A 26034-nucleotide genomic window follows, 5' to 3' on the forward strand; every position below is an offset into this window, starting at 1 on the left:
TTCATTATTTTTTAATTTGGTTTTTGCGGATCGTGTCACGAAGTGATGTCGGACCACTAGCATTTCCACCAGTGTTTCCGTTACCTGGATTGTAGCCGGCTTCCTGGAACTTCGATTGGACTTGTTCAGCTACCAGGGCGTTAATGACTTCCGTTAGGGTTTTGATTTTGCCGTCCATATCAGCTTGACGGGTTTCTTCGTCTTCCCCTTCTGTCGTCACGACAAAATCAAGCAAGCGGGCATCCAATTTCTGTTCATTCAGCTTTTGGGATGCGTAAAACTTTGCCTTGTCACTGATTAACTCCGATTGAGCCGCTAGAAATTTCTTTTCGGCATCTTCTTTCAGCTGTTCTTTTGTCTTGCCTTGATTTTGCAGCTGCTCAATTGTCTTTTCTAAATTCTTAGTGCGGTGACTCCATGAGTTAGTCACGGAATCTTTCGCGCTTTCGATTAGAGCATTGATTGCTTGCTGTTGCTCCGGTGTGAATAGGTCATCTGTACCGCTAGCGCCTTTGTTGTCGCCTGGATTGGTGTAGCCTTGTCCACTGCCTTGAGGATCAGCGTCGCCACCCGCTCCGCCTGTGTCTCCTGAAAAAAATTGAATGGGTAATCGTAATGCGAAACGTGATGATGGTTGATAGATGTTCATGGTTCATTCTCCCTTATGCGTTTTGCTACCCCGACCCGCTTCCGCCCCGTAAACCGTTGCTTTCACGTCCCGCGCATACCAACCCGCAAGTGTTTTTATGATGCCTTGCTTTGTTCCCATCGTTTGAACTGTGCTTTTACCGCCGTTTCGCCGTCCGCGACGCCGACTGATTTAATACCAGCGACCTCATAACGTGCGATGCAGCGGCAACGAATATCGTTGTAAGGTGTTCCGCTATTGCCGGGCATCATAGCTTTTACATCGTTCCCCAGGTCAAACGGTTGATACAGCGCCCGTTTCTGTCCGTGTAAGACCCGGTGATTTGCCTTGCGTGTCTTTCTCACCTTTTCGTCGCCCATGTTGACCCAGAATTTCACCATTTCGATGCCCTGGGTGCTTGCATTTTGAGCGGAATCGAATGTTCCTTGTTCCCGGATGCGGTGTACTTCTGTTTCAGCAATCATTGAAGCGCGGTTGTAATCCATCGTGAACACCGTTTCAATTTCTTTTGCGATTTGCTGATAATTTTGACCCTGCATCAATCCGGTCGATATAGCCGCTTGAATGCCCGCGGTGATCTTCTCCCTGGACTTTTCAAGCGATGCGGTCAGTCGTAACTTCTCAACCTGGTTCTTTCGTGTGAGCGCCAATAGTTCCGGCGTTCGCGGCGTTGCCTTTTCTAACGTCTTATCAATCGCCCGTTCGATGCCGAACGACATCCAGGAATACGACAAGCCGTAAGAATCATCCATAAGCTGTTGAATGGCTTCCCGGTTGAATTGCCCTAACCGGTTCGCCTGTGCGACGGCTTGTTGCTGTATACGCTGCATCTTTCGAAATGAAATGATGTCGGTATATGACAAATTGCCGTCTTCGATCTTGCTGAACACCGCCCCTATTTCTTTAATAAGGGCGGTCGTAATGGCTTCATACTCACGCCGAATCTTCCGTAACGTGTTTCTTTCCCGTCGCGTCAACTCTTTGTAAATCAAATCCATAAAGTTCTGCCAGTTCATTCTGAATCAGCTTCTTTCGGTGGTTGCGGTGGAATTTGGTCCATCATTAACGCCGCCTGGATTTCCCGGTCTTCCTCCATCAATTGCATTTCGTATTCCACATCGTCGATGAAGGTGGCCTGTGCTAAACGGGTTTGTTCTGACACGCTGCCTTTTAGTTTCATCAGCACGTCCGCTTCGTTCAGCAAGTTTTTCGGGAAGTTCCGTTTGAATTCCGAGAAGACTTTGAACGGATTAACCTCGATGTTTTCAATCTTCCATTTCGTTGCGAGTACTTCAAACATGCGGGCATCAGCTGCCTTGAACTTTTGTTCGAAGCGGGCGCATTTCGTCTCCATACCGAACAACTTGAATTTGAGTGATTCACCGCTTTGATTGCCGCCGAATGCTTCATCTGCTAAATCCGGCGTACCGCTGAAACGATAGATAGCATCATGTAGGCGGTTCAAATGGTTTTCGACTGCATTATCATTCAAGTTCTTTTCCAAGAACCGAGCGTCTGCGTTTGAACCGCTTAATGAACGTAGGTTAAGAGCACCGGTTTTTTTCATTTCTTTGATTGCGGTCTGGTCCACGTTCGCACCCAGGATCAATAAATAAGCCAGGCGGAACGCTTCAATTTCGCTGTTCATGTCGGACGTTGTACGGTCGAACGCATCAATTAGCGTCAACACCTTGTCGGGATCGCCTATTAATTCTTCATTGTTCGGGTAACCAATGACCGGGCATTTCTTGAAACCGTGAATCTTTTCTTCGACCAGGTTCAGTTTCTCGCCGTCTTGCTGATAGCGGTACCGCTTCAACCCATCATAGAAATGAATGACGTACTTTCCTTCTTCGCCGTAATAGCGGACCGCGAATTCGGTTTCAATGATGTTGCCGTCTTCATTCAGTAGAATCACCTGGTGTCCTGGTAGGTACATCATGCGGTCTCTTGCTTCTAAATCGAGATAGAGCAAGCGAGCGGAATAACCACCAATCGCACAATATTTTGTTGTCTCCATGTTCACGTCAGCGATCCGGTTACGTTCCAGGAAATCCGAAATGATTTGGTTCGCTGTTTCATACTCCGATTGCTTCTTGTCATAGCTATACGCCGCTTGTTTGCCGGCAAAATAACCTGTCTTCATGTCTACAATCTCCGAAAAATAATCATTGTTGATTCGGTTATCAATCGTGACTTCACGTTCAAATTTGCGTTGGAAGATAGGTACACCGGAAACGTCTGTCTTGTACCGCTCGTAATTCATAAGCATCCGCAAGCGTTGCGGTTTGTGCTTCTCAATTAGTTTCGAGATGATTTCCTGGCGGTTTTCATTTTTCTTCAATGCCACAATTTCTTCTGTGTAGTCGGGAATGTCGAATGAATATCCTTGTTCGGTTCCATTCCCATGAAAGCCGGCGCCGCGTTCCCATTCTGTTGCTTCTGACATCTTTCTCACCTCCTTAGAATGTTAGGGCTTTCGATTCTGGTTGCATGTCCCACTCAAACGCGTAACGCGTCGAATCGATTGAGTGATTGTTTTTATCATCCAAGCGCGGTTTCGGGTTTCCGTCCTTGTCTGTCTGGTAATCAATATCCTCGAACTCTTTTGCGGTGTGTGGCGTCCGTCCTGGATCAATGATGATTTCGTCCAGGTCGTCCAGCCATTCTTCACCAAACTCGACGCTATCGGGTCCTTTTCGTGCGCCCTCGATGCGTCTGACACCGTGTTCTTCAATCTCCGCTATTGATTTAGGTTCTGCACTATCCGCAATGACGCCGTGACTGTGATAACCTCGCTCAATGATCCACTCCGCTAACTTGCGGTTTGAAATCTTTACGCCGTGTAATTCATCCATGAGATAAATACGGTTGCGGGTCTTGTCATAGTGCCAACGAACAAACGCGAGCGGGTCCGTTGCATACCCGAAATCGATTCCTTGACGGATGTTGTCGAACTTCGCCATTTCATCGTCTGTGATCGGACGGAACGTGAGATTGCTGAATGGAACAACGCCGCTGCCGATTGCTTCACCGAGATATTCCCAACGGTACCGGAATTCGTTCCGTGCTTTTGCTGCTTCCGCTTCTGCAATGAACTGTCTCGAGATATGTGGGTTGTCGTGATACGTTGAATGGTGCACAAACGTATTGGCAGCAACAAACACTGATTCGTATTTTTTATTGACCCAGGATTGCTTGCGTTTGGGCGGGTTGTAACTGTAAAAGAATTTATAAAAAAGACCATCGTCCAGTTCCCCACGTAACAGGGAATTGGTGATGGTCGTCACTTCGTCTTCTGTTTTGAATTCTGCCAATTCCTCGAGCCATGCGAGTGCAAACGGAAAATTAGCGGATTTGAGCGACTTGATTCGCTCCGGTTCTTGAGCTCCACGGAATACCATATAGTTACCACGAGGAATGTAGGTAATCCGCATCGGTGATTTATTGACCTTGAATAAATGACTTACACCTGATACCTCGATAGCCCATTTCATTTGTTCGAAAATCGATAGTTCAATTGTGTTATCTATCTTACGAATACCTACCGCATTGACTGGGTATCGCATGAGTAACTGAGCAATGATAATCGCAATATCAGACGACTTACCGGAACCACGGCCACCTTTCTCGACGATGTTTAAAATGTCAGGATTTATGGCCGCTTTCCAGCTGTTGTGAAATGCTTTTGGCAGCAATTGAGATAAACGAACTTGTTTCTTCAACTCGTATCGCCACCTGAGATATCGTCAATGAACTCGACAGCACCGGTTAACTGAATCTCTTGACGATCCGTAAACAGTTTGTAGTACTTACCAAGTATTTCAGCAGCGCGAATCTTTTCGGTATTGGTTGGCGGGACCTGTTCCACTTCCTGTGCTCCCTGTCCTACTCCTACAAGAGCCGTGCCTTGTTCTTCTCCCATTACGATACGAGTCAATAACTTTAAGATGTCATCCTGATTGGCGATGAGCGCAGACTCTTTCTCCGCCAGTCGTTCTTCCAAATAAGATTGGATTTTAGTATTCTTTAGTAACTTGTCTGCATTCTGTCCTACATAGTTTCCTTTGTATCCTGCTTTTTTAGCAGCATCCGTTGCATTCAAGCTAATCAGATATTCATCACAGAAACGCTTTTGACGTGCGTTCAAAGTGGCCAACTCATCACCTCCTCTCTCTTATACTTTCCAACGAACCGACTAGGTCGATCCCCATCAGCTCGTTGCAAGGCACAAAAAAAGACGCCGCAGCGTCAAATAGTATTACATCTCAAATATTTTTATAATTTTCGTCATCGTAAAGTCTAATTTTCCACTCACCAATCAATTCGTTATTAGTGTTCATCGAAGTATCTACTCCTAAATAAAGCGGGAAGACGTTTTCTGGTGATTCTGCAATGTAGTGACGAGGTGCAATCACATTAGGAAGCATGAAAACCATCGGTATGCCAGTTTCCGAAATCCTTAAGTGGTTAGCGATGCCACAATCTCCTTTTAACTTTATGTAATTTGTTTTGAAGGTATCCATAAAATTCACTTTGATGAACTCTGAAAAACTATATTCCTCTTCATTCAAAATTTCATTTTTCAGAAGAGCAGTATAAAACCCAAACGCTCTAGATTGATCAACTGCACTGATACATTCCCAAAAGCTTTTTACATCATCTTCAAACATCACCTTAGTAAAACGAAATGCTAAATCGGATATTTCTTCGTTGATTTCAACGTATGCTTGTTCTTTCGAATTCATAAGATACACCTCCATTATTTTGTTAATTTATGTATTAAACAAAATAATGAGCTTACCTTCTTTTAATTCCAAATAATTCTATTTTTTAAGAAAAAATCTTTCTGAACAAATTTTGAAGTGTATCTCTTTGCAATGGCTGTTCTTTATTCGTAGATCCGTATTCGCTGTTTAACCAAGTAAAGTAGGCACCAAATTTAATGATGTCATGTACATTATCTTTTTCTGAACAAATCCGAATAATTTTTTGAGGTGATGGAGTAGCCGAAGAATCAATCTTACTTATAATCATTACATCAGTAGTAAATACCACATATAGTCCTTTTTTTAATTCTGGCTTATCTACATATAAGAATTGTGCAGAATCCTTAGATAGTTCGCGATGAACAATCATTGCATTATCAATTGATTGTCGTTGCCTTTCTTTTTCAAACGAACTTAACTGCTCGTAAAGATGCGATTTGATTCCCTCATTATTTTTTGTGCTTTCTTCAAATTCATTCCTTGAACAATTTTGACCAAAATCTCTTTTTTTACTCATGTTTATCATCCTTTGTTAGTATATTTAGCGAATAATCACTATACATACATTTTACCCAAATTAGGCAGAGGAGATAACCTCTCAACAACGCACGACTACTCCGCCCTCGTGTTTGATTCACGTTCTCTCTTGGCTGCGTCATACGTTGTTGGCAAGAAGCGAATCATCTCATTCGCTCGAGTTCTTTCTTCCAAAGGTATTTCAACCAATCACTTTGCGAGATCTTCCTGATGGCTTCCGTTCGTTTATCCTTACGATTCTTGTTTACTTTCCAGCAGATCACAAATGGCTTGCTTTCCATAAGATCACTCTCCTTTATATGTACAAATATCCGGATGAGAACAACAGCCGCAATGCATCTGGGGAATGACATGGAGCCATCATCAACCCATCCGGATACTTCTGCATACAAAAAGGACGCCCTGTCCGTTACAAGACGCCCCGTTATGTGAGTGATCGGTATTCAGTAGAACAGTACGACTTTCGCCGCACCCGCTTCGTCTACATGGAAAGAATATCACGAATAAAGCAAGTTTTTGTATCAAGATTGTATTAAAAATGTATCAATATTTTACATGATAAATTTATTTTCATTGCTAATTTAATAGATTAAGTTACTTTTCTCATTTTATTGCTAATCAAAAAATATCAGACTAGTTATTTTTATAGAACCTTTCTAAAATTGATTTGATATGTACTTCTGATTGAAAATTTAAATCTTTGAAGTATTGGAGCGATTCTTTATCTATTTGCTCTATTCTTCTAACCATATTATCCTTTTCTTCCTTTTTTTTATGTGCTTCTGAATCAATTAACATAGTAATAAATTGTACTAAATCTTGAATAAAATTTATTACCTCAGATAATTTATTTTCATATGTATCATTTTTTTGGTATTGATCAGAAGAGTTAATAAATATCTTCAGTGTAATTATATCATTTATTTTTTTTTGTAGTTTTCCAGAAAAATTTTGCAATGTATTTAAAGTTTTATTCATATTCTCATTATTTGAAACCGATTCTTTTTTTAGATAATCCGTATAACCCTGATTGTTTAAAGCTGCACCTTTTCCTAGTACTTTATCGTAGTAAGTATTATTAGTGGGGCGCATTCCAGAGGATTCTTCTAACTTTATTTTTGAGTTTAATTCCCCAACTTTATTTTGTATTTCATAAAACTCTTTCATACTGGTTATCAATTCTGAAAATACTGATTTATGAGAAAAAAATACATCTTCCAATTCTTTAATATTTTTTTGTATTTCAAGATTCTTCTCTAAAATAGTATTTAAATAAATACGCTGTTTCTCTAAATTATCATGAATGTTTGCAGAAATTTCTATCTGTTTAGTTTGATTTTCGAGTTGCTCAATCATTAAATTTCTTGAGCTTTTAATCTGTTTATTTGTTGTGTATATAACTGCCAATAATCCTATAAACGCGCCTAAATATCCTCCCCAAAAACTCATCCATGATTCTGCTTTTTGAGTACCAAAATTCATCCAAGTACGTTCCATAAGATAGGAAACTGCGCTTGGAATAAGTAAAATTACTAATACAATAAATATCGTTATTCTGATTGCATTAAAATTTATTTTTTTTATTTTAAAAGTTTCCTTTTCAATTAAAATTTTATTCTCTTTGTGTATTGTATTGACTTCAACTGAAGTATTGTCTTCATTAGTTTTTAATCCGTCAATTTGTTCGGGTTTCAATCATATCGCCACCTTATGTTTAATTATATAAAAAATTAGAATAATACTTTGCAATGTTTACTATACTTTTTAAGTAATTTGAATTAGAAATAATCATAATAAGAATGACAATACATTAGGCAGATGGTATCAAGCTTTCTATTTAATTCGTAAGAAGACTCATAATATCTAATTTGATTTTCTTAGAACCTAAAAAACGTCTTGTTGATTACAAGACGTCTTTTGTATCAACGATATTGATCGCTCTTTAAAAGTATTTAAAAATTTTCAACTGAAAATGCTAGTCTTATTAAGTCATCTAGATTTTCTCTTGTGAAATCAGCTTTTTTAGTTTTCACATTTATTTTTTCAGAAAATCTGTCAAATTCAAAATAAGGTTTCATATTTCCTAAATGTACCAAGGCTAGTCGTCCTGTACTGTAATCATACATTGCTTCAATTACTACTACTTTTTTTTCTTTCAAGGTATCTATGTAGTAAGATATTCTATAAACACCGGGTTTATCTAATAATGCGTTGTAATAATTTAAAGTGAAAACGTTGTTTGCATCTTCTATTTTCCACGCTATATTACTATCTTTATATTTGATACCACTAAAATTTTCAATGAATTCATCAAAAACTGAATTTATTTCTTCAGTAATTTTTTTTATTGAGTTCATTTCTCTATTTCTAAGTTCTAATGAAACTTTTGTTTTCAATTCCTCTTTCCAATTACTCATTATTTTCCTCCTACTAGGCTATTTTGAATTAAAAACCAAACAACACTTTAACAATTTTTCGTAAAATTCGGTCTGTTTTCTAAACAGTAATCTAAATAAGCTTTATAATTCGAACTACGTGATTTTTCACATGCTCTAATAAATTCCTCAATTTTTTGTTCTTTAGTGCCGACTGGATCAGATCCCGGGAATATTTCAGTGTATGTAACACCTTTTCTTTTCTTATCCACTTTATGTGGAAAACGACCTTTTTCTAAAACTTCTTCTAAATTCCTTGAGTTGTAAATAGGTACTATATATTCATAATACCATTTCCCTCTAAACATCTCTTTATTCATAAAGCTAACGGACTGATGTTGTTCACAGTCATCGGTATCCATTATTATAAAAATCTTAAAATCATCAATGACTTCAACACCATTTTTCTTTGAAAATGACAAGACATCATTAAAGTTTCTTTTAAAATCAATAAAGTTTCTGAGCTTTTCATGAGTATCTAAAAAATGTAGTAATGACGTAATTTGAATTGATTGGGAACCCTCTTTACCAGCACTGTATATTTTCATACACACCCTGTAGGCACTTTTTATATAACTTGAAATTAAATATTCTGACTTACCATGAACAATTGTTATACATTTCAAATCTGAATTCATCTGGCTTTTTAATTGGTTAGAGCTCGAGCTTTTCTTTCTTCCATATTTACTCATAATTATTGATCCGTCTCTTTCTCATCTAAATCAGGCTTACTTTCCAGCAAGCGATTTAAGTCATCTACTAAAGAAAGAAAATCAATATCGAATATATCAGGGATGCCATAAAAATCACCCTTCATATACTTTTTATACAAATTATTATTAGCTTTCACATCACTATTTTTCAGTAAATTCATTTTTTTATTCCCATAAGAATCAACTGCGATTATCCCAACCTTGTCTGCAGAAAGGTTTTCTAATAGTTGTGTATTATGAGTTGTGGCAATAAATTGACCAGATGAGTAATAAAGTAAACCTGACATAATTCTTTCCATCAATTTATCATGAATTCCAGTATCTATCTCATCTATAATAACTACCTTGCCATCCATAAATGCTATTAAAGCAGGAAAAATGCTTAATAAATTTTTAGTACCTTGAGACTCTTTAGAAAACGGAATTAGCGTTTCAATTCCTCCAATTTTTTTTCTTACGCAAAGCTCATATTCAATTTCGTTATCATCAATTTTTATATCATATTCTACTTTAAGAATATCTGAATACAATGAAGTGAAAAAATCACTTAAGATTTTTTCGATACTATTTAATTCTAGAAGCATTTTTTGATTGTCTCTTTTTATAGATCCTTTATCTAAATTTGAAAATATTTTCAGCTTAACTGAAAGATTAGAAATTTCTGTATCAGAGGATTTATGTATTACTGATATTGATCTAAAAAATTTTAAAACACTGGTGAAATTACTATTTAAAGATTTATAAACAATTTTAGAATTTTTTATGCTTAACATATTTACAATTATACTTAATAACGTGTTTTTACCCCAGTAAGCCTCAATATCATATTCTAATTCTTCTTTAAATTTTTTAGAACCATTAAAAAACTTACCACTAAACTTAGTTTTAATTTCATTATCAACATTCTCAATACTAAAAAGAGTACCTACATTTTTTTCAATAATATATTCAAGGCTTTCGTGAATTAATTCACCTTCATCATTGAATACCATCGTATATTCACCTTCAGCATCTGAACCACTTAAAACAAAACCGAAATTGATTACCATATTCTCATTTTCTTTATTAGGACCAAGTGCTTTTACATCTTCTACTAAAGTACTCAAGTTAGATCTTCTTAATATAGGATGGCTCAGTAAAAATTCTTTTACATCATCGATCATCATTTTGTCTGATTCTTCTTTTTGTATTTGAACCATAGCTTTCAAAAATCTTTTATTGTTTCTTAATGTTCGAGTTGAATCCGTTAAAAATGAAAAAACTTCAACTAGATTACTTTTTCCAGAACCATTTTCCCCATAAATGAATAATGCTTTTTTTACTTTTTTGGGATTTGAAGACTCTAGCAGATCTAATTCAAATTCCCTATATGATCTGAAATTTTCTACATACACTCTTGAAAACATATTCACACTCCTTACCATATTTTCAGTCTATTATTACTTCACACCTTTACTATACACTTCTCAAATAAAATTCAACATATTAATTTGCATATTTCGCTCATTTCTGATACATTATGTTTCATTTTCTTCATAAAATGTTATAAATAAAGAAAATATTTAATAAAGAAATTATCTGTGTCTTCAGTGTGAGTATATTTTAAGACCTTAATCTTTTTATATTAATTTTCTAAGGATGATCTTTTTAGCAACTTAAAGTCGAAAAAAACATTCGCTATTACTGGACTACCTTAGTATTACTCTATACTATGAGTGCTATATATTTTCCAACAATGTTTTTAATAGGCCTTTCCTTAACTAAAAATATAATAGCCTATATAATATCTATTACTTTATATTCAATTATCTGTTGTTTCATCACTTTTTCACCTCTTCATTCATAAATTTAGTTGTCAAAACCGAAGTCATCCCAAACACCGAAGCGATCGGCGACGATGCCGAGTAATTTGTCCTTCGCCTCGTAATACGTGTTCCGGTTGCCGTAGCGCATCATTTCGATGACGACGTTATCCGTGTACTTGAATTTCGGCCGGTATCGGAGATTCCAGATTTCGTTCAGGTCCGGGTCAGTCTCATCGAGTTCTTCACGGATCCGGAGCAAGAGACGTTGTTCCGCTTCTGCTTGCCGGAGTTGTTCAAGTAACATGACTGCTTTCTCGACACTGCTCGACGGTCGACTGTTCCGCTGCACCTCACTCGGTTGATAACCGGCTGTAATCGAGGGAGCTGAGCGTGCCTTTAACGATTCGATGCGGGCAGGTAATGTATACAGGCTTTTCAGTTTGTTCTCAACGAGAACGCGTTGTGCTTTCGTCAGCTTATGTGCGATATATTCCATGCAGTGCCGTCTTTCCTTTCGTGTTAGAGTCGGAGCGGTCGCCAGCCGTCCTTGATCATCTTTTGCGTTTCATATTGTGTGGCATCTGGGATGTACAGCACTATGTACTGTTTCTTTTCGTAACGCTCGAATAATTGCGGTTTCGTTCCGCTGTACTTTATTTGCTGATTCGGTCGGGCCATCGCCGTGACACTTCATGTTCATCGAGTGAGCGACCTTCGAGCGTCCAATCCTTTCGCTCTCTCGACAGCATGACCGCGATGCTGATCGGTCGAAGTCCGTCCTCCACTTGAACCAAGCGACCAGCAATCAATGTATGACGACGAATCTGATTAGAGATGAACAGGATTTCTTCACGGTGATCGTTCTTCTTCCGAAAAACGAGTGTTTTCATCGCCCTATCCCCTTCCTTGGCCTCCTCTCCGGGAGCTCCATCAATGCGATATACCGCACATATTCATTTCGAGAAACGAACCTGACACGACCGGAGAATTCTTCTTTCGAGAACTGCTTGCTGCCTTTTACGAACTGATCACGCCGGACGAGCCGGGCGCCGCGGCTTTCATGGTCCGCAATACGCCGGTCAAGTCCTGTCTCACTGATATCCGTCAATTTGAACTGCATCCATCATTCCTCCTATTCCTGATGAAGCGAGCGAAGTAGTTCCTGGACTTCCGATTCATCCGGAACATTGCTTTCAAGCTCCTGCTTTTTTCGTTGTTCGAAGGCTTGCTGTTCCTCTTTCTCTTTTGCGACCCATGCCGGTTCTTCCATATCCGGGGCATTTCGACGATTACGACCGAACCCTTTCGTAGATCGAGAAGTTGACCGTTTGGACTCATGCAACTGGATAGCTTCGAGTGTGAATAGTTTCTTATCAGCAAGCTTCCGAATTATTGCTTTTGCATACTTCCAGTTCCGGACATCGTTGAGAACCGATTGTTCGAGTGCGTACTGAATCACTTCATAGGAACTTTCAGCGAGCGTATGCTGAATGTCATCAATGACATATCCGGATGCCAGGCCAATTTCTTTTTGAAAGAAGCTGACTAATTTTGAAAGATCATCGGGATTATTAATGGCGTCCTCTGATGATGAATTACTTAAAGGGTTATTCTTAATAGGGTTATTCTTAGGGTGCATGTCATGCACTACCCCGGGTGCATGTGGTGCACTACCCCAGTGCATGTCATGCACCACCCCCAGTGCATCCTGTGCACCCCTTACGAAATTATTGATGGTATAAATATTCGACGTTTGATCTCCCGTGTGATCTACACGAGCTTTCTTTTCAATCAAGTTTCGATCAACAAGAGACTGTACCGCATCAATCGCTTTTCGCTTAGAACACTGTGCTTCTTTAGCAATCGTGGCATATGAAGGGAATGCTCCCGTTCCGTTGACCGCATGACTTTTTAGAATGAAGTAGACCATCTTTTCGTAGATGTCCCCAAAGGTCGCATTGTCGCGTACGACCTCGTGGGGAATCATGGTGAAGGGAATTGTATTACTATCGTGAATTCGATCTTGGCTCATGTTCCGTCACCTCACACATTGAATGGGAACTGCTGCCCATCGAATGGATCACCTTCTTGAGGTGGCGCTTCCTGATCGTATCCTTCTTCCGTAAACTCAGCATCTGTATACTCGATCGGCTCCGGCTCCGACGTGATGTCTTTCCGGACGGTTTCATCTTTCGAGACGTTGTCCTGAATCTCAATTGAAATCGGCAGATACTTGAACATGCGACGAATGACGGTTTTCTTGGCCATCTCTTCGTAATGATCTTTCCACGGTCCATACGTGCCTGCTTTAGAACTGCCTTTGATCCGTTCGATTTCCGTTTTATTCATGATTTCCATGTGATACCCGCCGTCTTTAAAGTGAGCAACACCGTAGACATAAATCAGAGCACCCCGGTTACCGATGGCCGGCTTATGATGCAGCTTCGGTTCGAGTCCCAGCTCGTACTCAAAAGCATCGTTCTCATGCACTGTGTAGGCATAAATATTTTTCATGTGTCCGGACCGACGCGCTAGATCAATCATTCCTTTATAGCCAATGAGGAATTGGACATCTTTCTGCCAAACATCCTTGCCATCGATTTTTTTCTTGTTGTTGAATGGAACGAAGTAGCAATGACCGATCAATCCAGGTTCGAGTCCGAGCTGTGCTGCCTGGACGACCGCCCCCAGTAGGGAAGGAACCGTGCATTCAAGCAATTTAGGATTCGAACGAATCACTGTCAACGCGATATTCGTCATTCGTTCCGGTGTCATGTGAGCAGGTAACGCTTTCGAGATATCACCTTGCATGCTTTCCAAGTAATGTCTCACCTGTTGCTTAGGTGTGAGTTGTGAGACATCTTTTTTAGCTACCGTGCCGTTCGCTTTGTTAGCGAGTGCTGCCTTCGTATCTTGGACGTTTGCCATGATTATTTCGCTCCCTTAACTTTTTTAATTCCGAAACGACGTGAGACAAATGGCTTGATGACTGCCTCGTATACGTCCGGGTAGTCAGCCTTTAACATCTTGCTGTCGACACGGTTTGAGATGGTCGATTTCCAAGTCACGATGTGATAGGATGCTTGACCGGTCTCCATGTCGCCCATCATCTGTTTCAATCGATTCTCGTACGTTTTGACGAGCTCATCAATTTTCTTTTTCGACTCTTTCGCTTCTTCCAATTCACTGATCAATTCGTCTGCGGCATCATCCAGCTCCATTTCAGAGCCCGGTTCTCCTCGGAACATGCTGGAGAGGAAGTCTGTCGAAGCATCTGAACCATCGATTGCCGGTGCAAATCCGGTCATGACGTGGTTCTCCCAAAAGTCTTTTTCAATCGCAATCAGATAGTCGATGACTTCTTCATCCCGTTCGATGCGTTTGTACACGAACTTGTTACCACCGATCAGTACCGCGAACCAGACGGCTTTTGCTCCAGTGACCGCAAGATAGTGCATGCCTTGGATATAGTATTGTTGCGGAAGGTCTTCCCCTTCCCATTCGCCTTTGAGGTATTCCGATGCCGTCTTACATTCGAGAATCTCGTTGGTCCCTACGACACGACGATCGATGTTTGCGAGCATCCATGGATAGTCTGGATGCGCCATCATGCGATTGTCACGGCGGACCTTTAACTTGGAACGTAGCGTGAATTCGGCTGCGACCTTTTCTTCGTTTGCATTTCCGAAGTAAGCGGCTTCGCTGCCACTCAGAAATGCACCATCTTCATCGGTGACGTAAACTTCATCTGATGCCACCTGACCAGTTTTTTCGAGGAATAACGTGAACGGTGATTTATATTTATTCAGTCCAGCGACGACAGCTGCATCGCTTCCACCAATCCCTCTATTACGTAATGCAAGCCATTCACTGCGCTCCATATGCTTCGTATTTGCGATGACGTTCATTCCAGTTCCTCCTTATAAGACGGCATTTCGATAGTCGGCCAGCTGTTCCTTAAGTTCCGAATCCAGCTCGAACGTATCGAAGTCCGATTCAGTGTTGGTTTCATCCGACTCATAATCTTCGACGAAATCATTACAGTGGTTGGTCGTCATTTTGACTCCTCCTTCACCGTGTCTAAAGCAATTTTCAACGTCTCGATTTGGTTTTGAAGCACCTGGACGAACGAATAAGCCGGTGCATATGTGCCGAGTACGAACCCTAAACGTGACAGCGTCTTCTCTAACTCTGCGATGGTGTGATTCACAGATTCTGTAGCGCGATTGACTTCGATGGCTGCTTTCTGCTTTTTGATGAACAGCAGACGACGGATTCGTTGCACTCGATTGATCGTGTTCATGGTTTTCCTCCTGTCCGGAGCATGATACACTTAAGTTCCTAGGCAAAAGTGGTCATCGCTCTCTTGAGTGGTGGCTTTTTTTCTTGTCCGCTTGTTCTTGCTCCAACTTTCGCTCTTCACGTCCTTCGATGATGAAGACGGGCACGACGGCAATTATTGAAACGACCCAGACGGTCGCCATCATTACAAATGCTTCCGGGGACATATACTCACCTCCTTCTAAGGTCAATCTCGTTCATCCCACCACCAGCCTCCGAATGCGATAATGAAAGCAATCAATCCGAAATCATAGATGACATATACATTCATTTCAGCTTGATTGGGGTTCCATCCGAAGTAGATGCATATCGAACGTGTCTTCCATAAGATGCAGAACGTGTTTTTTGTTAATGGCGTCAATCACCATAATCGGATCATTTTTGACCATCTGCTTGAAATGGACCAATGCGTCTTGTTCCAACTCCTCGACCATCTCCCGTGTCACATCAACGAGGATGCTTGATACGACGTCCTCAACGTTGATAAAGGATTGAAGCGTTGGGTTTTTGTGGAACCGGTCCACAAGCATGTTGGCTAAGACATCAAGATTTTTATAAAGTGGCATGTTGTTTCACTCTTTCGATTGTTTGATCCCAGTTGTTGCTTTCGACTCGTTTGTCGAGCCATTCATATAAATGCTCGCGGCGGACAATGATTTTTCCATCGACACGAGTAATCGGTAATCCGTTCTCACGGATCTGTTTATCAATCATGCTGCGACTGCACCTTAGTTCTTCGCATACTTCCGGTACTGTGAGATATTCACGCTTCCGCGCAATCGTTGCGAGTGATTCTGCAATTCCGTCTGCAATAATCTTTTTAAATTCTTTCTCGTCAAATAACATCTGTTTACCTCCAATATTAAATTCCGATAGAAAATCACTAAAAGTTGATATATACTCAACTTATCATTCAAAAAAAATTTCTGAAGATACATTAAATATTTTTTTTAGCTTTAGAATATCGACTTCACTGAATTTTGTTTCACCATTCTCTCTTCTCCAGTATGATGAGGCATCCATCTCCATTAACCTCGCCATCTCTCTAATTGTTAATTTATTATCAATTCTAAGCCTGAGTAGTACTTTACGATTCAATTTTCTCACCCTTCCTTTTGTTGAGATATTATCAACTTAATTCGATAATATATAAAAGTTGAGTATATGTCAACTTAATATTCAATAACATTTCCCATTTAAATTATTGTTGAGGTTTCTGAAACAAAATCATCTTATTTTGAGGTAATATCATTGTATAGACATCGTTTAATTACGTAAGGTGGTGTATAAATTGAATCAGGATTTATTAAAAGAGATAATGGCGGAAAGAATAAAAACATGCAGAAAGAATCATGTTCCGAAAATGACGCAAATAGAATTAGCAAAAAAACTTGGGGTAGATAAAGCATTAATGAGTAAATACGAAAATCCTAAATATCCAGATATGCCACCACACAGAGTATTGAATCAAATCGGAGACATCTTTGAAGTATCACTTGACTACCTCAACGGGAGAGTCGACGATCCCCATACAACTTTAAGCGAATATATAGAACAGGTATCTCGTGCAAATAAAATGATTGGCATGAGTTTTTCTGAAGAAGAGCTCAAGTCTTTGGATCAACAAAAAATCGATAAGATTATTCAGTACATGCGTGATCAAGTTAACTTAGCTCTTTCTGAATCCTCCAGTAAAACAAATAGTACGAAGTTTTAGTTTTTATATAAGTGTAAGAAAAAATGATATGTTTACAATTTTTTAAAGGTTCATAAAGTAAAATTATTGCAAAAGACACAGCCTCAATCAGCTGTGCCCCAGGTTACAGACAAAGAGTAATTTTTCTCTCATAACTAAAAAGGAGATTATTATATTGGGTAAATTAAAAGAAGAACACTTAGCTTTAAGTTCTGGAATTGGATTGGCTGGATCCTCTATAGACTATTTTTATGAATTTGGCGAAAATGCATTTGAAATTTTCACGAAAGAAATTATTGAAGCTATTGTTAAGCCCAGTAAAACAACAGCAGTTCACTGGTATTTAAATTTTTTTCAAGATATTTCATCAGACATTCATAACCTAAAAAATAATGTGGATGAATTGGAATTTATCTTTGATTTCATAGTTCGTACATTAAATGAAGTAAACTTGAAACCTGATCTTCCTCTACCGAACTTTGATACTTGCACTGACGAATGGCATGAAGAATGCACGTGTAAGGATACCTTCGAACAATGGGAAAAATATGTTATTAAAAATGCAGCAATAGTAGACAATTTAATTATTCACTCTGCATTTCAGATTATTTTTTTAGATAAAAAATTTCTTCATGATTTTCATTTGAAACTCGCTGATGTTACTGAATGCTATATTGATGATATACAGAAACAACATCCTGATTTCGTAACTCCTAAAAAACGAATTAAGCGAACCCATTTTCCAAAGTGGTTAACTAACGCTGTTTTCTATCGAGACAAGGCAACTTGTTCAATTTGTCGTTGTGACCTTTCAAATCTAATCAGGACACAGAATACTATTCATATCGATCACATTGTTCCATTGGCCGTATTCGGAAGTAATGATGCTTCAAATTTTCAGCTATTGTGTGAGTCTTGTAATACTTCTAAAGGAGCAAGATCAACAACAACGAGTTCAATAAATACTCCATTTTGGAATTTAGAAAGTATTTTTTAACCATCGTAAAATTTTGTTTTCAATCTGAGACACAGCTTCAATCAGCTGTGTCTTTAAATTTATCCAATTTAGGGTGCCAAAGTTCAACTTCTTCAGCACCTAAAATATCTTGATTACGAAACATCACATAAGCATCCAGTTCTTCACTCCAAAATCCCCTAAGTCCTTCGAATCCTTCACTGGTTTTTAAGATTACTTTTTTAGCACACATGCTGTCCATTTAATCCCCACCTTCTTACAAGAACTTATGTTCTCGTTTTATTATGAGGGAACGTTTTTCTTTTTACAAGTTGCCATACTTAGCTAGTAACAAAAACTTTTCGACAATATTAATCTATTTTTGTCGAAACATGTCGGACGGTTGTTGCCACACCTTTCCTTTTTCTTAAAAGAAGGTTGTTTTGGCGTATCTCAAAATTGGTAGAATTAAGGGAAATGCATATTAATGGAGGAAAAACTATGTCTACAAGTCGTCCGTTCCCATTTGGATGAACTCGATCGACTTCATCCAAATGGATTCGTAACGTTGGGTAAAGCAAAATCTGCTACATACAGCGAACCCTTTTACGTTGTTGCCACTGAAAAAGAAGGGCTTTATTTTTACGTTCGTCATCAACAATCCGTTGAACTTTTAGTTTACTATCATTAACTGGAGGAATTATTGTGAAACGATTTATCATTGGAACATCATTAACCGCTGCTATGTTGCTGGCTGGTTGCGCGGAGGAAAGTGCATCTACAAAGAAAGCTGAAGCTACCTCTGCAGCAGAAGTTAAGAAAAAAGAAGAGAAAGAGAATGGAACTAAAGATACTGCAGTAAAAAAAGAGGAGACTCCTAAAGTAGAGAAGTCAGAGTTCGGAACAAAGATTAATTACTTTACGAATAAGAAATTAAACATTTCTACGAACTTAGGACCAATCATCTTTAAAATAAGCAAAGTTCAAACTTCGGACTTCAAACCATCAAAAGAGTATTTAGATATGTTTGATAGCAAAGAGAAAGTCACATTGGTTGTTTTCGAGGTAGAAGCAGAAAATACAAGTGATGCAACGATCAACTTCCATCCGAACCAAGCCAAATTAACAACCAATACTGCCGAGCAAATTGATGCTTCGATGGTTCTATCAGCAGATGTAGGTGGAGAGTATATTGGCAAGGTAAAGAAAAAAGGAACCGTTATTTTTATCGCTAGTGCCGCACCAAACAAAATTACGGACGTCAAATTTATAGTCGATGGTCCAAATGACGAAAACTTTGAAACGTTAGCTGAACGCTATACGGTCGAGATTCCGACGAAACAATGATTTAAAATAGCACTCTAAATGAGTGCTTTTTCATATAAAAAACTTAGTAAAAATATAGTAGTTAACTACTATAGAAATAATCTGAAATAAAGCATATTCCCTGCAAAATTAACGGTTGATAATGAAAAACTCTCAGATCCGTTTATCTAAACGGTGTTCCGAATACTCACCCCACCTCTCAAGATAAAAATGGATCCTGACAATGGTAACTTCGCATGTGAACAGAATTAATATTTAATTAAGCGGAAATCATTAGTAATATTTTTTTAGAAAAGGAATGATTTAACTTGACTAGCTCAAAAACACTTAAATTCTATAATTTTAAGATATTAAAAAGTATTGCCTCTTCATCGACTGATCAAAAACTAAGCCCTGAAAAAGTAAAAGAAGTATTAGATAACTTCATAAAGAAAAAAACAAATGTTTCAAATGCATTGTTCGCTCCAGTAGGCACTACTCAATTTCCTGGTCGAAAAAATGATAGTCGTATTTATTTCGACGTGATTATCAATGATGATGATTTTTTATTTGCATCAATCGGCCAAGAAAGTTCTACGAACATTCAAATCAGAAATGTTGAAGATCTGAAACCTCGACAAATCGAAAGACTACAAGATGAAATATTTGAGTCCCACACGTATTTCATTTTGGATTACAATTCTTTATTTGTCTCGTTTTTTTCGAATCAAGGTGCTCCATCAATCAGTAACTTAGAAAATCTTTTTAACAACTTTGATATCTCTAAAGGACATAAAATCTCTGGTTTTACTGATTACAATATTTATACTGAAACCATAGCAGACCACGATACTTTAGAAAGTTTATTTTCCGGAAAAAAACAAAAGGAATTGATTGATGTCTCAATCAACTTAGCGACTCCTCAATCAAATGTCTTAAGAGACTTTATTCCTGACGTAGATGATTATGAACCATTAGTTGAACACGGAATCAAGCTAGAAGCTAAATTAGTAATTTCAAAACCTAAAGAAAATTCGAATCGATCCTCTACTTTAGGTTCTATTGAAGAAAATGAAAATTTATTAAAGAAACTTAAAAAGTCTATTGGTTTAAAAAGAAGTATTGATTCGAAATCAAATGTTATTTTACGTACAAAAATGGAAGATCAACGTATTCAAACCAAAAAACTTTTTGATGATGTTTTTACTTTTACCATCCCTTTTAACTTATCTGATAAAAAAATTAAGGAAAAGTTAGAATTACTTTCGTCAGAAGATAATGAAGACTATACTTCAGTTAACCATGCTCAATTAGCAATAAATAATATTATTTTTGAAGAGATGAAAAAAGGCTATGCTGAAGTAAAAGACGAATTACGAGATTTGATTAGAAAATAAAATTTCAGAGGTGATACATTTGCAAAAGGAGGAAACCTTGAAAAAAAGATTAAGAAAACTGAACTTGAAACGAAAAAAAAATAAAGTGAATTTTTATCTCATTCTTTTTTCATTACTTCTAATGTTTGTAGCCTCTTATTTTAAGGTAATTCCTAAAGTTCCTGAGAAAGATGATATACATCTTGCTATTTTAACGATATCTACCGTTTTTGCTGGCTTCATGTTTACATCTCTCGGATTACTTATAGGTTTTATTGATAGAGGTAATATGCCTGAACTTGAATCTGCTGGTTTTACGGGTCAGTACTTCAACGGAATAATTATTGGGATTACTTTTTTAGTTTTTTCAATGGCAGTTTCATTTTTTACAGTAATAAATCCTGACTTCACAAAAAATTCTACTGTATACAATGCGGAAGTTTTTTCTTTAATAGCAGGTATTTTATTTTTTTTGAAAGCAGTACTGGATATTTTCAGGATTTTGAGAAAAGTACGTACGTTTGTAAAAGAAGAGTATGAGAAAAAACAACGCGAGAATTAGTATTAATTTTATAAATTCACCTGAAAAGTGTCTTTAATTCTAAGACACTTTTTTTATTAAATCTGAATTATAAAACTCATGACGTATTATTTGATAAAATACATCATAGAGCAATCCATTATCTGTTAAAGAAAGGAGGATGTATCAAGAATGACGAATATAAAAAAGAACCCCACCACCGGCAAATGGGAAGCCAGGATAAGTTTAGGATACGACGAACGAGGGAGACGTATTCAGCGTTTCAAGCGAGCTAACACGAAGCGAGAGCTGGAGTACTGGGTAGCCAAGTTACTCAAGGAACGTGAGAGCGGGGCCATCAAGAAAAAGCGTGTGAAGTTGACTGTCGCCGATTTACTTGCGATTTACTTCGAACGACGCGCTCCCCAACTTGCACAGGCAACGCTCTACAACCGTCGTAAGATTTCAGGATTGCTCGAGAAGGAACTCGGAAAGATGAAGATTGAGCACGTCCGGACGCATCACCTATCGGATGTCTTGGTCAAGTACGCAGAGATACGGGATTGGAATTCGAACAGCTACAATACGATGCTGCAACAAGTCCGTGCCTTCTTCCGGTACGCTGTCGAGATGGAGTACCTCAAGGAAGACCCGAGCAGTGGACTCGCACAGGATCGACGACGCGCCGTTCAAAATCACCAGGTATGGAGTCAAGAGGAATGTGAGCTGTTCATCCAGACGCACGAAAAAGAAATCCGCGCCCTGCCGATCATCTTGATCCTGCATACCGGGATGCGAATTGGTGAAGCCATTACCTTACGCTGGTCGGATATCGATTTTGAAGGGCACACGTTACTCGTCAAGCGTTCCGTCGCAGATCATAACCGTTCTGCTCATCAAAACGAAAAGGCGCCTAAGAATGGCCGTTCTCGCCTCATCGTGCTCAGTGATGCTACGATGGATTATTTAAAAAGCATGAAAAAGCTACAAGCAGCGCACCAGCTGAGCAAGGGATATCGGAATGAGGACGAATATGTCTGTTTGAATACGCTCGGGACACCTTTGAGCGCGACGCTCGTCCATCGTACTTTTAACTGGTTGACGGAACTCGCCGGCGTCTCGCGAATCCGCATCCATGATCTCCGGCATACACATGCTACCCTCCTACTCGAGCAAGGTGTGCATCCAAAAGTTGTGCAAGAAAGATTGGGTCATGCGAGTTACACGATAACGATGGATTTATACAGCCACGTTAGTATAAAGTTGCATCAAGAGGCCGCAAATGTGCTCGTTTTCAAAAAAAGTGTGCAATAATTGTGCAATCGGAGGAGATTCGCTTGAATAAGAGAGAAACAAAAAACGTGAAAAGCGTTGATACTAAAGGGTTTCCGAGACCTACAAACTCAGTTCCTAAAAAATATGTCATGTTCGTTGATGAGACCGGGACACCAAAAGGAAACACCCAATTTAACCTGACCGGCGTCTTGATGGAATATAAATACGCCATCGACTCAGACGAAACCGGTGAACCCAGTCCATTACGCAAACGATTAATGGCATTCAAATCGTCTGTTTTTGAAGATCCGCATATTCCGCTTCATCTGAAAGAAATCTTAAAGGCGGAACACCCGTATGGCAAAGAAGACGGAATCACGATTGATATGTTACGGCATTTTTGGGTCGCCTTACCGGACTTTTTAGTCGACATTGATTGTACGATCGTCAGCGTCGAAGTCGATAAACAAAAACTACAGGAATTTTATTCGACACCGAAAGATCCGTATGTCGTTGCCTTTGCCCACCTGATGAAATCGTTTTACGCGTTTCTTGAGGAGACGGAAGCAACAAGCGCCCGTGTCGTGCTTGAAAGTCGGGATGATTATCAGAATCTACTGATTCAAAAAGCATTTTTTGATATCTTTAACTCCGGTACCGTTCATTTGGATGTGGAGAAAAGCCGTCAAAAAATCAAAGGTTTTATTTTTGCTGAAAAAGATAGCGACCTCTACCAATCGGGTCTTGAGATTGCCGATCTCGTCTGTCTTCCTCTTTCCCGCGTCCGACGTGGTGTCATTGAGGTGAAACCCCGGTTTGTCCATTATGGGGACGAAAACCGAATTTTCAAAGCCATCAAAAATAAAATTTATATCCGCCGTGACAGTCCCGATCAGGATTTCCGAAACTGGGGCTTCAAAAAGGTTCCGATTACGAAAAAGCGCCGCGAGTGGTCCGATACACCGTGGAACGGGTAATTTTCCAACCAACAACAGCGTCCCGCCAAAAGTAGCAGGACGCTGTTTTGTCATTCTCCCTCAGCAGGCGGCAATAATCCTTTTGTCCGTTTTTTCCCTTCCCGACACATATCGAGCAACGGGCATTCCAGACAGTTCGGTCGTTGAGCCTTACAGTGATATCGCCCAAAAAAGATGAACTGGTGATGCAGCTTCGACCATCGTTCCCGCTTAAAGCGTTTCATCAAGGTCTGTTCGACTTTCGGGACGTTGTCTTTCCAGCGGCAGATGCCAAGGCGCTTCGATACCCGTTCGACGTGCGTATCGACCGCGAAGGCCGGCACGTCAAATGCAACGGATAATACAACATTCGCCGTTTTTCGTCCGACGCCCGGTAAGGCTTCAAGCCCTGCGCGATCCGTCGGGACTTCACCATCGTGTAACACCAGCAATTGCTCCGCTAACGCTTTAATGTTTTTTGCTTTGTTGCGGTACAAACCAAGCCGTTTAATTTTTTCCTCAATCTCTTCGACCGGTGCTGCAGCCAACTGATCCGGTGTCGGATAAGCGGCAAATAGCCCCGGGGTCACCTTATTGACCAAGACGTCGGTTGCTTGCGCACTGAGCGCCACGGCGACGACGAGTTCGAACGGATTTTGATGAACCAGTTCACAGAAAGCTTCCGGAAACATCTCTTCGAGTGTCGATTCAATTCGATCAATCTCTGCTTTGCGTAACATCCTTGTCAGCTCCCTCTCGTCGCAAGATCTTCGAGCGTCTTGATGCCTTCTCGTTCCCACGTTCGGAGAATTTGATTGATGTACGTCATCTTCCGGACATTATGGTAGACGGCTTCCCGTAAAGCTGCGAGAACAAGTTCTTCTGCAATGTTTTCAATCGTCAACCATTGAATGATCTGTTCCATCTGAAACGGGGACATCATCCCAAGTTCGCGCTCAAAATGCTGGAAGACAGACGGATTAATCGTATCGAAGTTTGGCGCTTCCTGTTCCGGGGGTGCCATTAACTTTTCATAGAGCGGCACCAGGGAATAACGTTCCGAGCCGGCGACGTTCTCCATGGCGAGTAATCCTTTTTGAAGCAATCCGAGTGTCGTCTCAATCGTTTCCGTTTCTGAAAGTCCGAGCCGGTTACTGAGCTCCTCTGGCGACGGCATCTCCATCCCTTCGGCGCGACAGGCAAACAATTGTCCAATCAGCGTAAACTCAACAAAACTGATGCCAAGACGTTTGGCTTCTGTAAACAATCGTTTGGGAAGGACAACCGTTCCTTCTTCAAACAGCTGAATTAAATTATGATCCATGATACTTCCTCGATTCTTTATTGTAAGCAAGAAATCGACCCGTCCGAGGGATGGGTCGATTTCGATCACTATTACGGATACAATCGGTTCAGCAGACGCGGGAATGGAATCGTCTCGCGGACGTGTTCGACTCCTGTGATCCAGGCGACAGTCCGTTCAAGTCCAAGACCAAAACCACTGTGCGGTACTGATCCATATTTACGTGTTTCCAAGTACCATTTGTAAGCACCGGTTTCATCCAGGTCATGTTCCTTCATACCGGCAAGCAACTTCTCATAGTCTTCTTCCCGTTGTGAACCACCAACGATTTCTCCATAGCCTTCCGGCGCAATCAAATCGTCACATAATACGAAGCCCGGGTTTTCCGGATCTTCTTTCATGTAGAATGGTTTGATGGCTTTCGGCCAGTGTGTAATGAAGACGGGACGCGCAAACGTATTGGCGATTGCCGTTTCATGAGGCGCACCAAAATCGTCGCCGAATTCGATATCGTCAAAACCTTGTTCTTTCAGCATGTCAATCGCTTCCGTATATTTTACACGCGGGAACGGGGCTTGAATGTTTTCGAGAACCGTCAAGTCACGCTCGAGCAACTCGAGCTCTGGACGACAGTTTTTCAAAGCCGATTGAACAAGATGCGACACATAGTTTTCCTGAACTTCGAGATTCATGTCGTGATCATAAAACGCCATCTCCGGCTCCATCATCCAGAACTCGATCAAGTGGCGGCGTGTCTTTGATTTTTCGGCACGGAACGTCGGACCGAATGAGAAGACTTTGCCGAGTGCCATCGCAGCTGCTTCCATATAAAGCTGACCGGATTGCGACAAGTAGGCATCTTCGTCAAAATATTTCGTATGGAACAATTCAGTTGTTCCTTCCGGTGCACTGCCGGTTAAAATCGGAGGATCAACTTTAATGAATCCTTCTTGGTTAAAGAATTCATATGTCGCCCGAATCAGTTCGTTCCGGACAACCATGACGGCATGTTGACGTTTCGATCGTAACCAGAGGTGACGGTTATCCATCAGGAAATCCGTTCCGTGCGCTTTTGGTGTAATCGGATAATCGACCGCTTCATGAATCACTTCGATCGCTGTGATTTCCATTTCGTGACCGATTGCTGTCCGTCCACCATCCGACTTGATGACGCCAGTCACCCACATTGATGTTTCCTGCGTCAAGCCTTTCGCCGTTTTGAACAATTCTTCCCCGACTGTTTCCTTGACGACGACTCCTTGCATGAAGCCTGAACCATCGCGTAATTGAAGAAACGCGATTTTTCCGCTCGAACGTTTATTTGCGAGCCAGCAGCCAATCGTGATTTCCTCGCCTACGTATTTCTCTACATCCCGAATCATTGCTTTCAAAAGTCAAC

At 40.0% G+C, this 26034-nt stretch carries 34 protein-coding genes; 7 read left to right on the forward strand and 27 right to left on the reverse strand.

Annotated elements, in window-relative coordinates; all coding sequences use genetic code 11:
* Positions 1 to 4: 4 nt before the first annotated feature.
* From ACP26N_RS09555 to ACP26N_RS09665, 23 genes are all read right to left on the reverse strand, one after another.
* Positions 5 to 649 carry a hypothetical protein gene (locus ACP26N_RS09555; protein ID WP_426353677.1) on the reverse strand — a complete coding sequence of 215 codons (645 nt, stop codon included), beginning with the start codon at positions 647 to 649 and terminating at the stop codon, positions 5 to 7.
* Between the two features lie 95 nt (positions 650 to 744).
* Positions 745 to 1665, reverse strand: a complete 921-nt coding sequence (locus ACP26N_RS09560) for a phage minor head protein (RefSeq protein ID WP_426353679.1) — start codon at positions 1663 to 1665, stop codon at positions 745 to 747.
* Entirely contained in the window at positions 1662 to 3098 is a 1437-nt protein-coding gene (locus ACP26N_RS09565; protein ID WP_426353680.1) for a phage portal protein, read from the reverse strand. The genes ACP26N_RS09560 and ACP26N_RS09565 overlap by 4 nt, the downstream gene beginning before the upstream one ends.
* 13 nt (positions 3099 to 3111) lie before the next feature.
* The gene (locus tag ACP26N_RS09570) at positions 3112 to 4374 is read right to left on the reverse strand and encodes a PBSX family phage terminase large subunit (RefSeq protein WP_426353682.1); all 1263 of its coding nucleotides are present in this window, start codon (positions 4372 to 4374) and stop codon (positions 3112 to 3114) included.
* Entirely contained in the window at positions 4371 to 4808 is a 438-nt protein-coding gene (locus ACP26N_RS09575; RefSeq protein ID WP_426353684.1) for a terminase small subunit, read from the reverse strand. The genes ACP26N_RS09570 and ACP26N_RS09575 overlap by 4 nt, the downstream gene beginning before the upstream one ends.
* A 109-nt stretch (positions 4809 to 4917) precedes the next feature.
* Positions 4918 to 5397 (reverse strand): hypothetical protein, encoded by a 480-nt coding sequence (locus tag ACP26N_RS09580; RefSeq protein WP_426353686.1) that lies wholly within the window; start codon positions 5395 to 5397, stop codon positions 4918 to 4920.
* Positions 5398 to 5482: 85 nt separating this feature from the next.
* Positions 5483 to 5935, reverse strand: a complete 453-nt coding sequence (locus ACP26N_RS09585) for a hypothetical protein (RefSeq protein ID WP_426353687.1) — start codon at positions 5933 to 5935, stop codon at positions 5483 to 5485.
* A gap of 653 nt (positions 5936 to 6588) precedes the next feature.
* Positions 6589 to 7650, reverse strand: coding sequence for a hypothetical protein (locus ACP26N_RS09590; protein ID WP_426353688.1), 1062 nt, complete (start codon positions 7648 to 7650; stop codon positions 6589 to 6591).
* Positions 7651 to 7907: 257 nt separating this feature from the next.
* Complete coding sequence (locus ACP26N_RS09595; protein WP_426353689.1) at positions 7908 to 8372, reverse strand: hypothetical protein; 465 nt, start codon at positions 8370 to 8372, stop codon at positions 7908 to 7910.
* Positions 8373 to 8419: 47 nt separating this feature from the next.
* Entirely contained in the window at positions 8420 to 9082 is a 663-nt protein-coding gene (locus tag ACP26N_RS09600; RefSeq protein ID WP_426353691.1) for a hypothetical protein, read from the reverse strand.
* A 2-nt stretch (positions 9083 to 9084) separates the two neighbouring features.
* Positions 9085 to 10509 (reverse strand): AAA family ATPase, encoded by a 1425-nt coding sequence (locus ACP26N_RS09605; protein WP_426353692.1) that lies wholly within the window; start codon positions 10507 to 10509, stop codon positions 9085 to 9087.
* Positions 10510 to 10951: 442 nt separating this feature from the next.
* Positions 10952 to 11404 (reverse strand): hypothetical protein, encoded by a 453-nt coding sequence (locus tag ACP26N_RS09610; protein ID WP_426353693.1) that lies wholly within the window; start codon positions 11402 to 11404, stop codon positions 10952 to 10954.
* 157 nt (positions 11405 to 11561) lie between these two features.
* Positions 11562 to 11798, reverse strand: coding sequence for a hypothetical protein (locus ACP26N_RS09615; RefSeq protein WP_426353695.1), 237 nt, complete (start codon positions 11796 to 11798; stop codon positions 11562 to 11564).
* Positions 11795 to 12028 carry a hypothetical protein gene (locus tag ACP26N_RS09620; protein ID WP_426353697.1) on the reverse strand — a complete coding sequence of 78 codons (234 nt, stop codon included), beginning with the start codon at positions 12026 to 12028 and terminating at the stop codon, positions 11795 to 11797. Before ACP26N_RS09620 ends, ACP26N_RS09615 begins: the two co-directional genes overlap by 4 nt.
* 12 nt (positions 12029 to 12040) lie before the next feature.
* Complete coding sequence (locus ACP26N_RS09625; protein WP_426353699.1) at positions 12041 to 12940, reverse strand: helix-turn-helix domain-containing protein; 900 nt, start codon at positions 12938 to 12940, stop codon at positions 12041 to 12043.
* An 11-nt stretch (positions 12941 to 12951) separates the two neighbouring features.
* The gene (gene recT / locus ACP26N_RS09630; RefSeq protein ID WP_426353701.1) at positions 12952 to 13836 is read right to left on the reverse strand and encodes a recombination protein RecT; all 885 of its coding nucleotides are present in this window, start codon (positions 13834 to 13836) and stop codon (positions 12952 to 12954) included.
* A gap of 2 nt (positions 13837 to 13838) precedes the next feature.
* Positions 13839 to 14816: a YqaJ viral recombinase family protein gene (locus ACP26N_RS09635; RefSeq protein ID WP_426353703.1), complete on the reverse strand. Its 978-nt coding sequence runs from the start codon at positions 14814 to 14816 to the stop codon at positions 13839 to 13841.
* Between the two features lie 12 nt (positions 14817 to 14828).
* A complete protein-coding gene (locus ACP26N_RS09640) occupies positions 14829 to 14966 on the reverse strand; it encodes a hypothetical protein (RefSeq protein WP_426353704.1) in 138 nt (45 codons plus the stop codon).
* On the reverse strand, positions 14963 to 15211 hold the full coding sequence (locus ACP26N_RS09645; protein WP_426353706.1) for a hypothetical protein: 249 nt from the start codon (positions 15209 to 15211) through the stop codon (positions 14963 to 14965). The genes ACP26N_RS09640 and ACP26N_RS09645 overlap by 4 nt, the downstream gene beginning before the upstream one ends.
* Positions 15212 to 15263: 52 nt before the next feature.
* On the reverse strand, positions 15264 to 15416 hold the full coding sequence (locus tag ACP26N_RS09650; protein WP_426353708.1) for a hypothetical protein: 153 nt from the start codon (positions 15414 to 15416) through the stop codon (positions 15264 to 15266).
* 105 nt (positions 15417 to 15521) lie between these two features.
* Positions 15522 to 15815: a hypothetical protein gene (locus ACP26N_RS09655; RefSeq protein ID WP_426353709.1), complete on the reverse strand. Its 294-nt coding sequence runs from the start codon at positions 15813 to 15815 to the stop codon at positions 15522 to 15524.
* Positions 15802 to 16095, reverse strand: coding sequence for a helix-turn-helix domain-containing protein (locus ACP26N_RS09660; RefSeq protein WP_426353711.1), 294 nt, complete (start codon positions 16093 to 16095; stop codon positions 15802 to 15804). The genes ACP26N_RS09655 and ACP26N_RS09660 overlap by 14 nt, the downstream gene beginning before the upstream one ends.
* 63 nt (positions 16096 to 16158) lie before the next feature.
* Positions 16159 to 16347 carry a helix-turn-helix domain-containing protein gene (locus ACP26N_RS09665; protein ID WP_426353713.1) on the reverse strand — a complete coding sequence of 63 codons (189 nt, stop codon included), beginning with the start codon at positions 16345 to 16347 and terminating at the stop codon, positions 16159 to 16161.
* A gap of 193 nt (positions 16348 to 16540) precedes the next feature.
* Here ACP26N_RS09665 and ACP26N_RS09670 point away from each other — a divergent pair, with 193 nt between their 5' ends.
* Together ACP26N_RS09670 and ACP26N_RS09675 are read left to right on the forward strand one after the other, a co-directional pair.
* Positions 16541 to 16966: a helix-turn-helix domain-containing protein gene (locus tag ACP26N_RS09670; protein ID WP_426353714.1), complete on the forward strand. Its 426-nt coding sequence runs from the start codon at positions 16541 to 16543 to the stop codon at positions 16964 to 16966.
* Between the two features lie 154 nt (positions 16967 to 17120).
* Positions 17121 to 17942, forward strand: coding sequence for an HNH endonuclease (locus ACP26N_RS09675; RefSeq protein ID WP_426353716.1), 822 nt, complete (start codon positions 17121 to 17123; stop codon positions 17940 to 17942).
* Between the two features lie 37 nt (positions 17943 to 17979).
* Here ACP26N_RS09675 and ACP26N_RS09680 read toward each other — a convergent pair whose 3' ends face one another.
* Positions 17980 to 18162 carry a hypothetical protein gene (locus ACP26N_RS09680; RefSeq protein WP_426353718.1) on the reverse strand — a complete coding sequence of 61 codons (183 nt, stop codon included), beginning with the start codon at positions 18160 to 18162 and terminating at the stop codon, positions 17980 to 17982.
* 443 nt (positions 18163 to 18605) lie between these two features.
* Between ACP26N_RS09680 and ACP26N_RS09685 the strand changes: the two genes are divergently transcribed.
* The 5 genes from ACP26N_RS09685 to ACP26N_RS09705 all read left to right on the forward strand — a co-directional run bounded on the left by ACP26N_RS09685 (position 18606) and on the right by ACP26N_RS09705 (position 23353).
* Positions 18606 to 19247 (forward strand): hypothetical protein, encoded by a 642-nt coding sequence (locus ACP26N_RS09685; RefSeq protein ID WP_426353719.1) that lies wholly within the window; start codon positions 18606 to 18608, stop codon positions 19245 to 19247.
* Between the two features lie 287 nt (positions 19248 to 19534).
* On the forward strand, positions 19535 to 20602 hold the full coding sequence (locus ACP26N_RS09690) for a hypothetical protein (protein WP_426353721.1): 1068 nt from the start codon (positions 19535 to 19537) through the stop codon (positions 20600 to 20602).
* A gap of 37 nt (positions 20603 to 20639) precedes the next feature.
* On the forward strand, positions 20640 to 21143 hold the full coding sequence (locus tag ACP26N_RS09695; protein WP_426353723.1) for a hypothetical protein: 504 nt from the start codon (positions 20640 to 20642) through the stop codon (positions 21141 to 21143).
* A gap of 150 nt (positions 21144 to 21293) precedes the next feature.
* Positions 21294 to 22415 (forward strand): tyrosine-type recombinase/integrase, encoded by a 1122-nt coding sequence (locus ACP26N_RS09700; protein WP_426353724.1) that lies wholly within the window; start codon positions 21294 to 21296, stop codon positions 22413 to 22415.
* 23 nt (positions 22416 to 22438) lie between these two features.
* Positions 22439 to 23353, forward strand: coding sequence for a DUF3800 domain-containing protein (locus ACP26N_RS09705; RefSeq protein ID WP_426353726.1), 915 nt, complete (start codon positions 22439 to 22441; stop codon positions 23351 to 23353).
* 50 nt (positions 23354 to 23403) lie between these two features.
* Here ACP26N_RS09705 and nth read toward each other — a convergent pair whose 3' ends face one another.
* The 3 genes from nth to asnS all read right to left on the reverse strand — a co-directional run bounded on the left by nth (position 23404) and on the right by asnS (position 26026).
* Positions 23404 to 24072 (reverse strand): endonuclease III, encoded by a 669-nt coding sequence (nth, locus tag ACP26N_RS09710; protein WP_426353728.1) that lies wholly within the window; start codon positions 24070 to 24072, stop codon positions 23404 to 23406.
* Between the two features lie 5 nt (positions 24073 to 24077).
* Positions 24078 to 24656, reverse strand: a complete 579-nt coding sequence (locus ACP26N_RS09715; RefSeq protein WP_026828099.1) for a DnaD domain-containing protein — start codon at positions 24654 to 24656, stop codon at positions 24078 to 24080.
* 71 nt (positions 24657 to 24727) lie between these two features.
* A complete protein-coding gene (gene asnS, locus ACP26N_RS09720) occupies positions 24728 to 26026 on the reverse strand; it encodes an asparagine--tRNA ligase (RefSeq protein ID WP_131502526.1) in 1299 nt (432 codons plus the stop codon).
* Positions 26027 to 26034 lie beyond the last annotated feature (8 nt).

The sequence above is a fragment of the Exiguobacterium sp. R-39 genome, from assembly GCF_049942815.1.
In the GTDB taxonomy this organism is placed as follows: domain Bacteria; phylum Bacillota; class Bacilli; order Exiguobacteriales; family Exiguobacteriaceae; genus Exiguobacterium_A.